The organism is Spirillospora sp. NPDC049024, assembly GCF_040649235.1.
Lineage (GTDB): Bacteria > Actinomycetota > Actinomycetes > Streptosporangiales > Streptosporangiaceae > Spirillospora.
Window position 1 is genome coordinate 17,492 of record NZ_JBEZFD010000011.1, and the last position, 12,175, is coordinate 29,666.

The 12,175-nt window shown below is 73.7% G+C and carries 11 protein-coding genes; 1 reads left to right on the plus strand and 10 read right to left on the minus strand.

Annotation, left to right across the window (positions count from 1 at the left end):
• Nucleotides 1-21: 21 nt before the first annotated feature.
• The 8 genes from AB0C21_RS21045 to AB0C21_RS21080 form a co-directional block, all read right to left on the minus strand.
• The gene (locus AB0C21_RS21045) at nucleotides 22-987 is read right to left on the minus strand and encodes a beta-ketoacyl-ACP synthase III (RefSeq protein ID WP_500206212.1); all 966 of its coding nucleotides are present in this window, start codon (nucleotides 985-987) and stop codon (nucleotides 22-24) included.
• Nucleotides 984-1,913: an ACP S-malonyltransferase gene (locus AB0C21_RS21050; protein ID WP_500206214.1), complete on the minus strand. Its 930-nt coding sequence runs from the start codon at nucleotides 1,911-1,913 to the stop codon at nucleotides 984-986. Before AB0C21_RS21050 ends, AB0C21_RS21045 begins: the two co-directional genes overlap by 4 nt.
• Before the next feature lie 138 nt (nucleotides 1,914-2,051).
• Nucleotides 2,052-3,182 (minus strand): PucR family transcriptional regulator, encoded by a 1,131-nt coding sequence (locus AB0C21_RS21055; protein WP_500206634.1) that lies wholly within the window; start codon nucleotides 3,180-3,182, stop codon nucleotides 2,052-2,054.
• Nucleotides 3,183-3,296: 114 nt separating this feature from the next.
• Nucleotides 3,297-4,322, minus strand: a complete 1,026-nt coding sequence (locus tag AB0C21_RS21060) for an alpha/beta hydrolase (protein WP_500206215.1) — start codon at nucleotides 4,320-4,322, stop codon at nucleotides 3,297-3,299.
• Between the two features lie 54 nt (nucleotides 4,323-4,376).
• Entirely contained in the window at nucleotides 4,377-5,600 is a 1,224-nt protein-coding gene (locus AB0C21_RS21065; protein ID WP_500206216.1) for an acyltransferase family protein, read from the minus strand.
• Nucleotides 5,593-6,558 carry an alpha/beta hydrolase gene (locus AB0C21_RS21070; RefSeq protein WP_500206218.1) on the minus strand — a complete coding sequence of 322 codons (966 nt, stop codon included), beginning with the start codon at nucleotides 6,556-6,558 and terminating at the stop codon, nucleotides 5,593-5,595. The genes AB0C21_RS21065 and AB0C21_RS21070 overlap by 8 nt, the downstream gene beginning before the upstream one ends.
• A 150-nt stretch (nucleotides 6,559-6,708) precedes the next feature.
• Nucleotides 6,709-7,374, minus strand: coding sequence for a response regulator (locus AB0C21_RS21075; RefSeq protein WP_500206220.1), 666 nt, complete (start codon nucleotides 7,372-7,374; stop codon nucleotides 6,709-6,711).
• A complete protein-coding gene (locus tag AB0C21_RS21080) occupies nucleotides 7,371-8,666 on the minus strand; it encodes a sensor histidine kinase (RefSeq protein ID WP_500206221.1) in 1,296 nt (431 codons plus the stop codon). Before AB0C21_RS21080 ends, AB0C21_RS21075 begins: the two co-directional genes overlap by 4 nt.
• Before the next feature lie 84 nt (nucleotides 8,667-8,750).
• On the opposite strand from AB0C21_RS21080, the gene AB0C21_RS21085 reads away from it, so the two are divergent.
• Nucleotides 8,751-9,779, plus strand: coding sequence for a PHP domain-containing protein (locus AB0C21_RS21085; protein WP_500206223.1), 1,029 nt, complete (start codon nucleotides 8,751-8,753; stop codon nucleotides 9,777-9,779).
• Between the two features lie 3 nt (nucleotides 9,780-9,782).
• Here the strand turns inward: AB0C21_RS21085 and AB0C21_RS21090 are convergent, their stop codons facing one another.
• Both AB0C21_RS21090 and AB0C21_RS21095 read right to left on the minus strand, forming a co-directional pair.
• Nucleotides 9,783-10,784 carry an extracellular catalytic domain type 2 short-chain-length polyhydroxyalkanoate depolymerase gene (locus tag AB0C21_RS21090; RefSeq protein WP_500206224.1) on the minus strand — a complete coding sequence of 334 codons (1,002 nt, stop codon included), beginning with the start codon at nucleotides 10,782-10,784 and terminating at the stop codon, nucleotides 9,783-9,785.
• 9 nt (nucleotides 10,785-10,793) lie between these two features.
• Nucleotides 10,794-12,155, minus strand: a complete 1,362-nt coding sequence (locus AB0C21_RS21095) for a tannase/feruloyl esterase family alpha/beta hydrolase (RefSeq protein ID WP_500206225.1) — start codon at nucleotides 12,153-12,155, stop codon at nucleotides 10,794-10,796.
• Nucleotides 12,156-12,175: the final 20 nt, after the last annotated feature.

Consider the following 12,175-nt stretch of genomic DNA (forward strand, 5'->3'; position numbering starts at 1 on the left):
CCTGCGTTCAGGCGTGACGGCCTACGGGATCTGGATGACTTGGGCAGCGTAGGACAGTCCGGCGCCGAACCCGACCAGCAGGGCCGGGGCGCCGGACGGCACGTCGCCGCGTTCGATCATTCGGGACAGGGCCAGCGGGATCGAGGCGCCCGAGGTGTTGCCGGACTGCACGATGTCGTCGGCCACGACGGCGTTGGAGGCCTTCACCTTGCGGGCGATCGCCTCGATGATCCGCAGGTTGGCCTGGTGCGGGACGACCGCCGCGAGCTCCTCGGGCTTCACCCCGGCCCGCTCGCACGCCTGGAGGGCGATGGGCGCGATGGCGCTGGTGGCCCAGCGGAACACCGCCTGCCCCTCCTGCCGGATGAACGAGTTGCGGTCGTCAATGATGATCTTGTCGTACTTGTCGCCGGCGCTGCCCCACACGACCGGGCCGATGCCGGGGGCCTCGCTCGGCGCGACGACCGCCGCGCCCGCCCCGTCGGCGAAGATGATGCAGGTGGAGCGGTCGGTCCAGTCCACCCACTGGGACATCTTCTCCGCGCCGATCACCAGCACGTTGCGGGCGCTGCCGGCCCGGACGGCGGCGCTGGCGGTGCCGAGCGCGTAGCAGAAGCCGGCGCACGCGGCGTTGAGGTCGAAGGCGCCGGGCGCCTCGATGCCGAGGCGGTGCGCGACCTGCGCGGCGTGCCCCGGCATCGGCGTCTCCGCCGAGCAGGTCGCGAGGATCACGAGGTCGATGTCGGAGGGGGCGAGGCCGCTGCCCGCGAGCGCCTTGCCCGCCGCGTGCACGCCGAGCTCGACGATGCCCTCGTCGTCTCCGGCGATGCGCCGCTCGGAGATGCCGACGCGGCTGCGGATCCACTCGTCGTTGGTGTCGACGGTCTCGGCGAGCTCGTCGTTGGTGACGATGCGGGCGGGGCGGTAGTCGCCGAACGCCAGGATGCGGGCGCCGGCCGCCGCCTCGGGGATGGTGAGCGCGGTCATGACGCGTCCGCCTTGATCAGCTCGCGGGCCTTGTCCAGGTCGGCGGGGGTCTTGAGGGCGACCAGCTCGACGCCCTTCAGCTCGCGCCGGGCGAGCCCGGTGAGCGTCCCGGCGGGCGGCAGCTCGATGATCCCGGTGACGCCGAGCTCCCGCATGGTCGCCATGCACGAGTCCCAGCGGACGGGGGCGCTGACCTGCTCGACGAGCCGGGCGAGGAACTCGCGGCCGTCCTCGACCACGGCGCCGTCGCGGTTCTGGAGCAGCTTCGCCCGCGGGTCCTCGACGGGGACGCCGGGCGCCAGCCGCCGCAGGACGCCGACGGCGGGCTCCATGTGCTCGGTGTGGAACGCGCCCGCGACCGACAGCGACCGCAGCCGCGCCTTGGCGGGCGGCTCCTCGGCGAACCGCGCGAGCCGCTCGGTCGTCCCGGCGGCGACGACCTGGCCGGCGCCGTTGACGTTGGCGGGGGTGAGCCCGTGCTTGTCGATCGCGGCGAGGACCTCGTCGGCATCGCCGCCGAGCACGGCCGTCATGCCGGTCTCGGTGACGGCGGCGGCCTCGGCCATCGCCCGGCCCCGCTCCCGGACCAAAACCAGCGCGGCCTCGGGGGTCAGCACCCCGGCGATCGCGGCGGCGGCCAGCTCGCCGACGCTGTGCCCGGCGACGGCGTCCGGCCCCGGCCTGCCGGCGGGGGCGTCCTCGTAGAGCACCTCGCAGGCGGCGAGCGCGGCGGCGACGAGCAGCGGCTGCGCGACCGCGGTGTCACGGATCTCCTCGGCGTCCGCGACCGTCCCGTAGCGGACCAGGTCGAGACCCGTGACCGCCGACCACCACGCGAGCCGGTCGGCGACTCCGGGTATCTCTAGCCATGGCTGCAGGAAGCCGGGGGTCTGGGCGCCCTGGCCGGGCGATGCGAGGAGTATCACAGCGTCCAGCCTGCCGTCATGTGGTCGCGCCCACGATGCCGATCACGACGAACTTTGGTCTTGGCGCTTTGTACGACCCCTACAAGGAACCCTGGTGAGCGCCTGTAAGCACCGGCCAACGCGCCGGTGCGACGCCGGTCACTGCCCCTGGCCCCTGGCGGCGCGGGAGTGGAAGCGGCCGAGGACGAGGGCGATGCGGAGCGTGAAGGCGTTGCGGCCGTCGGTGGGGGCGAGGCCGGTCAGCTCGCTGACCCGCCGCAGCCGGTAGCGGACGGTGTTGGGGTGGACGAACAGGAGCCGGGCGGTGGCCTCCAGGGAGGAGCCCTGCTCGAGGTAGGTGGTGAGCGTGTCGAGGAGCGGGGCGCCGGCGGCGAGCATCGGGTTGTAGACGCTCTCCACCAGGTAGCGGCGCGCCTCGTCGTCGCCGTCGAGGGCGCGCTCGGGCAGGAGCTCGGAGGCGAGGACGGGACGGGGCGCGTCCGGCCAGCCGGCGGCGGCGCGGAGGCCCGCGACGGCGGCGCGGGCGGAGCTCGTGGACTCGTAGAGGTCGGCGACCTGCGGGCCGACGACGACCGGGCCCGGCCCGCACTTGGCGGCGATCGGGCGGGCGGCCTCCATGGGGTCGGTGTCGCCGCCGACGATCACGACGACCCGGTGCCCCTGGACGCCGGCGAGCACGTCGGCGCGGGCGCGGCGCGCGGCGAGCTGCATCTGGTCGATGGTGACCTCGGGCTCCTCGTCCTCCGGGGTGAAGCCCGCGATGACGGTGACGGGCTTGGAGGTCCAGCCGAGCGCGGCGGCCCAGGAGTGCATGCCGTCGTCGACCTCGTCGCGCAGCACCGCGTTGACGACGAGGGCCTCCAGGCGGGCGTCCCAGGCGGCGCGGGTCTCGGCGGCGCGGGCGTAGACCTGGGCGGCGCCGAACGCCACGTCACGGGTGTAGCGCAGGATGGCCTCGCGCAGCTGGGCCTCGCCGCCGGGCGCGGCCAGCTCGGCGAGCCGGGTCTCCACCACGTCGATGATGACGCGGATCATGTCGATGGTGTGCTGGAGCTTGATGGAGCGCAGCAGCTCGCGCGGCGCGGTGCCGAACACCTCACCGGCGATGGCCGGGCGGCTCCGCTCGTTGCTCTTGAACCACTCCACGAACGCGGCGATGCCGGCCTGCGCGACGAGCCCGATCCAGGAGCGCTGGTCGGCGGGCATGCGGCGGAACCAGGGGAGCTGCTCCTCCATGCTGCTCAGCGCCGCGGTGCCGAAGGTCCCCATCGCCTTCTCCAGGCGCTGGGTGGTCTGCTCGCGGATCTCGGCGTCGTTCGCGGTGTTCACCACCCCAGGGTGCCACCACACCCGCGGTGTCCTGGCCGGAAGTGAGCAAACGGGTCAGCCGCGGGTCACCTCGGAGGCGTGCCCGAGCGCGATGCCGGTGAGGTTGCGCAGGGACGCGGAACCGGGTGCGAGGTAGTCGCTGTGGCCGCCGCCCCCGGCGTCGAAGACCCGCGCGCCGAAGCCGCGGGAGACCGGGTCGGGGCCGAGCCCCAGCCCGAAGATCCGCACGTGCGGGACGTCCTCCATCCAGTCGGTCGCGCCCCGCCCGGCCCAGACGCGGGCCGTCCCGCCGAACTTGGACGCCGACCAGGCGGTCGTTCCCGGGCTGCCGTAGAGGGCGATGTCGGTGACCTGCTTCCAGGCGGCGCTGTTGGAGCCGTCCAACGCGGCGCGGCCGCAGACCACGGATCCGTAGCTGTGGCAGAGGAGGCCCACGCTCGCGCGGGGGTTGACCTGGTGGACGCCCTTCATGAACTTGCGGAGCTGGACGGCGCCTTCGGTGGCCCGGTCGCTGGTGAGGACGTCGCCGCTGAACGTCTTGGGGGCCGCGTAGCCGAGCCAGGCGACGACCGCCAGCCCGGGCTCCGGCGATGCGGCGCGGGCCTGCGCGTAGACGGCGCGGGCGCCCCCGCCCGGCGTCGACCACGGCTTGCCGCCCCGCTTGTCGAACGAGGACAGCGTGGTGTCGGCGCCCGGGACGAGCACCGCGACGCGCTGCGCCCGGGTGAGGTCGCCGATCACCTCGATGGCCCGGCCCCGGCCGCGCGGGTCGAAGTACAGGAAGTGGCGTCCGGGCTGGAGGAACCCTCCGAGCGCCTTCTGCCGCGGGGCGTCGCCGACCTTCTCCGCCGTCTTGAGGGCCTTCTCGATGGAGCCGCGCTCGGCCGCGTACCGGACGTCCAGCGTCGAGGGGGCCATCTTGGGGACCGCGACGGGGGCCGCGTAGGGGTCGGCGTGGCCCGTCCCCGCGGTGGTCAGCATCACCACTCCGATGGAGGCGGCGGCGGCCGTGGCCCGCCGGAGCCGGCGGGCGTGCCGTCGCCCGGGGCGCGGCGAGGTCGTCGTGAGGTGCGGCGGCATCGTCGCCTTTCTACCATCGAAGATCGGTGCGGGTTCGGCTCACCCCCTGGCGGGTCAGGAGACGCCTCTGGAGATGTACGGGCCGGGGGCCGGGTTGGTTCCCGGGGCGGTGCCGCGCACGAGCGGCCGCGGCCTCCGGGCGGCGGCCACCGCCCTGCCGGCGGCGAGCGCGCCACCGAAGGCGACCAGCCAGGCGAGCCGCTCGGCGACCCATTCCGGCTGGTCGGGCACGGTGTGCAACCCGTTCAGCCTACCGAACGCGAGCAGCGCCCCCACGGTGACGGAGATCATCGCGGTCTGGTGCCAGAGGTAGATCGCCATCGCGGAGCGGTTGGCCGCGGCGATCACCGAACGGGGCCCCGCGCGCCGCGTCCAGCGGGTCAGGGGCCCGTGCAGCAGGACGGCGAGGCCCGTCTGGGCGAGGCCGAACGCGACCGCGGCGAGGGTGGGCGGGCTGAGGTTGGAGACCGCGGCGCCGGGGACGCCGACCATGCTCGCCGGGTATCCGGCGAACAGGACGAGGAGCGCGGCCGACGCGGCGCCCCCGCCCAGCAGGGCGAGCCCGGCCCTGCGGGACCGCAGCGCTCCGTCCGCCCAGCCGATGCCGAGATAGAACGGCAGGAGCCAGGCGGTGAGGACGGTGGCCCAGCCCGTCCAGCCGGGTGCGCCGAGGGCGAACCGGCCGACGTCGATCCCGGCGGTCGCGGTGGCGAGGACCGCCGCGCCCGCGATCCCGAACCGGTTCCACGCGGTGGCGATGAGCGGGGTGAGCGCCGTCAGCACCACGTAGACGCAGAGGAACCACAGCGGGCTCAGCACCAGCTCGACGAGGACGCGGATGCTGCTCCCCGAGAACCCGGCCCATGACAGGGCCGCGGCGACGGGGAGCCAGACGAGCCCCAGCGCGGGCAGGGGCCGCGCGAAGCGCGCCAGGCGCCGCCGCAGGCGGCGGCCCCAGGCCTCGCCGGGACGCAGGCTCTTGGCCGCCGAGTAGCCGCCGACGAAGAAGAAGACGGCGAGCGTTTGCAGGACCCAGGAGATGGGGGCCAGTTCGGGCATCGTCTTGAGGGGGCTGGTGACGTGCAGCCGGTGGCCAGGGCCGTCCACGACGAGCGCGGTGACGAGCCAGTGGCCGAGCACGACGCCGAGGATCGCGAAGGCGCGCAGCGCGTCCACGGCCCCGTCGCGGTTCTTGCCCTCTTCGCGGCCCTTGCCCTCTTCATGGTCCTTGCCCTCTTCATGGTCCTGGGCTTGGTCGTAGGCCTGGGCTTCAGACATGGGTGACCTCCGCGTCGCGGCCGAGGGCGATCAGGGCGAGGTTGCTCAGCGCGAGGGACCCGGGCTTCAGGTAGCCGCTGTGCGGGCCCGTCCCGGCGTCGAAGCGCAACGCGCCGAAGCCGGGAGTGACGGGATCGGCCCCGAAGCCGAGCCCGGCAAAGCGGACGTGGGGCACGTACCGCACCCAGTCGCCCTTGGACCGGCCCGCCCACACGCGGGCGGACGTCCCCAGGCCGGACACGTGGCGAACGGTGGTGCCGGGACTGCCGAACAGAGCGATCTCGTCCACCGGCAGGGGCGCGAGCCGCCGCGCGGCCTTGCCGCAGACCACCGAGCCGTAGCTGTGGCAGAGCAGGGCGAAGCGGGCCTTTCCGTTCACGCGGTGCACGCCGGTGAGGAGACGTTCGAGACCGCGCGCCCCCTTCTCGGCGCTTCCGCTCGTCAGGGCGCTCGTGCTCAGCGTCGAGGGCGAGTCGTAGCCGAGCCAGGCGATGACGGCGATCCGCGCGCCGGGCGCGGCGTCGCGGGCCTGCCGGTAGAGCGCCCGGCTGCCGCCGCCGACGAACTTGGGCGAGTCGTAGTCGGCCAGCGAGTTGTCCGCGCCCGGCACGACCACCGCGATCCGGTCGGCGTGCTCCAGATCGCCCAGGACCTCCACAGCGCGCCCGTCGCCTCGCGGGTCGAACGACAGGAACCGCCGGTCAGGCGCCAGGAAGGAGGCGAGGACCCGCGCCCGCCCCTCGTCGTGGACGCGCCTGGCGGTGGCCAGCGCGCGGGTGATGTCCCGGCCGGTCGTCTCGTAGCGGGCGCCGAGGGCGGACGGCGCCAGGGCGGGCGCCGCGGCCGGCGGCGCGTACACCTCGGCATGCCCTGCGGCGGTCGCCGAGCCGGTGGCGGCCAGCACCGACACGGCGGCGAGGCTTCTCTGAACGGCGAGGGTCCTGCGAACGCTGGGCATCCCGCGCGTCCTTCCTGGTCAGTGGAGTGGAGCACTGATCAGGAAGGTAGAAATCGGACGTATAAGAGCACATCGGCCCGCGGTGCCGTCCCGCGCCGTGCGCCCCCGGTATGACGGGTGCGTCCCAGGTATGACGGCGGCGGCCGGGCGTCAGTCGCCGGGCCGCACCAGCCCCACCTCGTAGGCGTAGACGATCGCCTGCGGGCGGTCCCGCAGCCCGAGCTTCATCAGGATCCGCCCGAAGTGGGTCTTGACGGTCTGCTCGGCGACGACGAGCCGCCCCGCGATCTCGCCGTTGGACAGCCCGCGCGCCACCAGCGCGAGCACCTCGGTCTCCCGCTGGGTCAGCTGCTCCAGCCGCTTGCGGGACGGCGCGCGCGGCCCGCCGAGCCGCGAGAACTCCGCGATGAGCCGCCGCGTGACCGACGGGGACAGCAGTGCGTCGCCCGCCGCCACCACCCGCACCGCGTCGGCCAGCTCGGTCGCGGACGCGTCCTTGAGCAGGAACCCGCTGGCCCCCGCCCGCAGCGCCTCGTAGACGTAGTCGTCGAGGTCGAACGTGGTCAGCATGAGGACCTTCGGGGCGTCGTCCCCGGCGTCCGCGAGGAGCCGGCGGGTCGCCTCCAGGCCGTCCATCACCGGCATCCGGACGTCCATCAGCACCACGTCGGGACGCAGCTCCGCGATGCGGCGCAGGCCCTCGGCGCCGTCGGCGGCCTCGCCCGCGACCTCGATGTCGGGCTGGGCGTTCAGCAGCACGCCGAAGCCGGTGCGCACCATGCCCTGGTCGTCGACGATCACGACCCGGATCGTCACGTCGCTTCCCGCGCCTTCACCGGCAGCGATGCGGTCACGGCGAATCCTCCCTCGGGCGTGGGGCGGGCGGTGAGCTCGCCGCCCAGCGCGGCGGCCCGCTCCCGCATCCCGACCAGCCCGTGGCCGCCGCCCGGAAGGGGCGGCACGGAGCCTCGGCCCCCGGCGGGCGGGCCGTTGACGACGCCGAGCAACACTACGCCGCCATCACCGGAAATGCCGTCATCACAGGACACGTCGACCTCGACCCGGGAGCCGGGCGCGTGCCGCATGGCGTTGCTCAGCGCCTCCTGGAGGATCCGGTACGCGGTGAGCCCGACGCCGGGGGGAAGCCCGGCGAGGTCGCCGCTCAGCCGCGTCTCGACGCGCAGGCCGGCGCCGCGCGCGTTGCCGACCAGCTCGTCCAGGCGCGCCAGGCTGGGCTGCGGTGCGGTCTCGGCGCCGTCCTCCGCGCGCAGGACGCCGAGGACGCGGCGCAGCTCCGTCAGCGCGTCCAGCGCGGTCGCGCGGATCTCGGCGAGGTCGCGGCGCGTCTCGTCCGGGACGGACTCCACCTTGTACGGCGCCGCCTCCGCCTGGATCGCGATCATCGACATGTGGTGGGCGACGACGTCGTGCAGCTCGCGCGCGATCCGCTGCCGCTCGGTCAGCACCGCCTCGGCGTCCTGGTGCCGCTTCTCCTGCTCGGCCAGCTCGCGCCGGGACGTCTGCCGGACCCGGACGGCGTAGCCCACCGTGAGCGCCAGCAGGAGCAGCACCGACGCCCCGGGCCCGGTCTCCGGTGCCTTGATCCACAGCCCGGCGAACGAGATGAGCCCGACGCCCAGCGTGATGTCGCGCGAGCAGCGCACCGCGACCGTGTACACGGCGACGAGCGCCGCGACCGAGCCCGCCGGGACGAAGGGGACGGTCAGCCAGCCGTCGACGTCGATCAGCGCCATCGCCAGGAAGCTCAGCCGCCACGCGCCGAGCGGATGCCGGTCGCGCAGCGCCAGCGGCGCCGTCACCGCCACGGCGATGAACAGCTTCGTCCCGTCGGACACGTAGATGCCGCGCCGCAGCGTCTCGGTGGACAGCAGCGACACCGTCCCGGCGACGAGCCCGACGGTGAGGGCCAGGCCGAACAGGTTCGTCACCAGCCCGTACGGCAGCCGCCCGACGCCGATGTACCGCGTCCAGCGCAGCAGCAGCGGCCACGGCCGGTTCAGCGGGGCCGGGTCCGCCCTGCCGGTCACGGCGGCGGCGAGCAGCACGTCCCGCAGGACGCCGCGCAGTGTGAGGTTCTCGCCGGCCATGGGGACCAGGCTAGGGAGCCCCGGTCTCACTCGGATGACACCGGGGTGGGACGTGCCGGGTCATACCTGGGTACGGTGCGAGGCGTGGAGCCCGTCGAAGCGCTGCGCCGCATCGCGTTCCTTCTGGAGCGCGCCCACGAGCCGACCTACCGCGTGCGGGCCTTCCGCACCGCCGCCGACCGCGTGGAGGAGACGGCCCCGGACGAGCTGGCCGACCGCGCCCGCGACGGGACGCTCACCGCGCTGCCCGGCATCGGCAAGGTCACCGCCCTGGTGGTCGAGGAGGCGCTGCGCGGCGAGACCCCCGTCTACCTGCGGCGGCTGGAGGCCACCGAGGGCGAGCCGCTGGACGAGGCCACGGCCGCGCTCCGCTCCGCGCTGAAGGGCGACCTGCACACCCACAGCGACTGGTCGGACGGCGGGTCCCCGATCCTGGAGATGGCCGAGACCGCCCGCTCCCTGGGCCACGAGTACCTCGCGCTCACCGACCACTCGCCGCGCCTGAAGGTCGCCAACGGCCTGTCCGCCGACCGCCTGCGCCGCCAGCTCGACGTGGTGGCCGAGATCAACGAGTCCCTGGCGCCCTTCCGCATCCTGACGGGCATCGAGGTCGACATCCTGGAGGACGGCGCCCTCGACCAGGAGCCCGACCTGCTCGACCGCCTGGACGTCGTCGTCGCCAGCGTCCACTCCAAGCTCCGCATGGACCGCGTCGCGATGACCAAGCGGATGGTCGCCGCGATCGCGAACCCGCGCGTGAACGTCCTCGGCCACTGCACGGGGCGCATCGTGAAGGCCGGCGGCAGGCGAGGCGGCCTGCGCCCGGAGTCGGAGTTCGACGCCGCCCTCGTCTTCGACGCCTGCGCCGCCTACGACGTCGCCGTCGAGATCAACTCGCGCCCGGAGCGCCTCGATCCGCCGAAGCGCCTGCTGCGCCTGGCGGTCGAGGCGGGCTGCCGGTTCTCCGTCGACTCCGACGCCCACGCGCCCGGGCAGCTCGACTGGCAGCCGTTCGGCTGCGAGCGAGCCGCCCGGTGCGGCGTCCCCGCGTCCCAGATCGTCAACACGCTTTGCGCCGACGACCTCCTGGCCTGGACGCGCTCGAAGCCGTGACGGTCAGCCGCCGAGGGCGTGGACCATGCGCATGATGGTCTCGATCTGCTTGCCGCCCTTCATGTCGTAGGCGGTGTCGCCGCCGTAGCCCCACCAGTTCCAGCAGCCCTGGGGGTTGCCGCCCAGCCAGCTGGACGCGGTGGCCTGCGGATACAGGACGATCATGCCGTTGGTGTCGGCGTACTCGTTGAGGTAGGTCTTGGTCGCGAACGTGTTCCCGACGACGCTGCGCCCCTGCTGGCATCCGTGCAGCGCCACCATCAGCCTGCACGTCCCCGACTGGCAGCTCGCCGGGACGTAGGCGTAGCCAGTCGCGTCCATGCTGATGGACGAGGCGCTCCCGCCCGGCGCGTAGGCGTTCTGGTCGAACTCCATGAGCGTCCCGCCGGGCGACGAGGCGGGCGAGGCCACGGACCCGAACAGATGCCCCAGCATCGAGCGCTCGGGGTCGTCACCGCACTTGTTGATGTACGGGCTGTAGGTGGCCGAGCAGGGGTTCGGGCCGATCGGGCTCACCCAGGCGTGCCCGGCCTGCGAGGTCGTGTTGTAGGAGACGGCGGACCCGAAGTCCCGGTAGAACCCGGCGAGGTCGTCGTTGACCGACTTCTTCACGGTCGAGTCGTTCGCCCCGTGGTAGATCCACACCGGATGCCCGGACAGGTTGCTCACGGGGTCGACGCTTCCCTGCGCCGACCGGTCGCGCGCCGTCCGCTCCAGTTCGGCGGGGTTGTCGTCGTAGAGGTCGTTCATGCACGCGAGCTGCGCGGTCGTCACGTTGCCCCGCGCGCAGTGGTAGGGCCCGGCGGTGAAGATGCCGGCGCCCCGGAACGTCCCGGAGTAGGCGATGTGGAGCTGGTCGGCCATGTAGCCGCCGGACGAGACGCCGCTGACGTACGAGGCGCTGATCGAGTGTCGGGGAAGCGTGGCGGCGGCCGCGGACGCGGGGGACGCGCTGACGGTCGTTAAGGCGAGCGCGGCGGCCGCGAGGAACGGGGTGGGTTTCATGGAGTTCCCCTAGCTGAGGGAGCAGGTGTTCACGGGGTCGCCCGACGTGGGGCGGGGGAGTGTGGCGCTCTTCGGTGGGGTGGCGCCGTTCTGCGTCCAGGACTCCATGGCCGTGAAGGCCGTGCGCATGCAGGGCAGGAGCGGGCGCAGGCGGTCGGGGAAGGAGTCGTAGAGGCCGTCGACGTGGTTGGCGGCCTCCAGGCGGTAGTAGCGGTAGGGCGCCTTCCCCTTGGCGCGGACGAGTTTCGCGTAGACGTCGGAGTCGGTGGTGATGGGCAGGAGCGAGTCGTAGGTGCCGTGCAGGGTGATCAGGGGCTTGCGGATCCTGCCCGTGAGCGCCACGCGGGCGACGGCACGGCGGACCTCCTTCGGACGTGCGGCGTAGTTGTAGTCGGCCTCCTTTCCGGTGTAGTTCGGGTCGAACTCTTGCCGGTAGATGCGCTGGGTGAGCTCCCAATAGACCTGGTTGTGGAACGGCCAGAGGAACTCCGAGCCCGGGGCGAGACCGGCGTTCAGGAGCGCTTCGTGCGCGGACGGATCGCCGGTGGCCGCGTAGGACGGGTAGGCGCGCAGGATCTTCGGCAGGTAGGTGAACAGGTTCGGGCCGCCGGCGCGCCAGAGCGTGCCTTCCGCGTCGATCCCGCCGTCGTACAGCTCCGGGCGGTTCTCCAGCTGCCACCGGACGAGGTAGCCGCCGTTGGAGATGCCCGCCGCGTAGGTGCGGCGAGGAGTCCGGCCGTACCGCTGCGCCACGACCTTCTTGGCGGCCCGCGTCAGCTGCGTCACCCGGTCGTTCCACTCCACGACGGCGTCGCCGGGGCGGCGGCCGTCCTTGTAGAACTCGGTGCCGCTGTTGCCCTTGTCCGTCGCGGCGTAGGCGTAGCCCTTGGCGAGCGCCCAGTCGGAGATGGTGAAGTCGTTGGCGTACTGGCGCCGGTTGCCGGGCGAGCCGGCGACGACGAGCCCGCCGTTCCAGCGCTCGGGCAGGCGGATGACGAACTGGGCGTCGTGGTTCCAGCCGTTGTTGGTGTTGAACGTCGAGGTGTCCGGGAAGTAGCCGTCCAGCTGGACGCCCGGGACGCCGGACGGGTTGCGCGTGCCCGCGGCGTGCAGCCCGGCCCAGTCGGCGGGGACGGTGTGGCCGGAGCCGACCGTCCCGGCGGTCGTGAGGTCGTCGAGGCAGGCGGCCTTCTGCTTCTCCGCTCCCGGCACCGCGAGCCCGGACGCGCAGCCGGGGCTCTGCCGCGCGCCGGCCTGCGGGGCCTGCGCGTGCGCGGCCAGGGGAAAGGCCAGGGCCGCGGTGAGGGCGCCGGCCACGGTGCCGGCGGTAAGGGCGGTGCCAGCGGTAAGAGCAGGGCGGACGATCGGCATTCCGGCTCCTCGGGACGGAT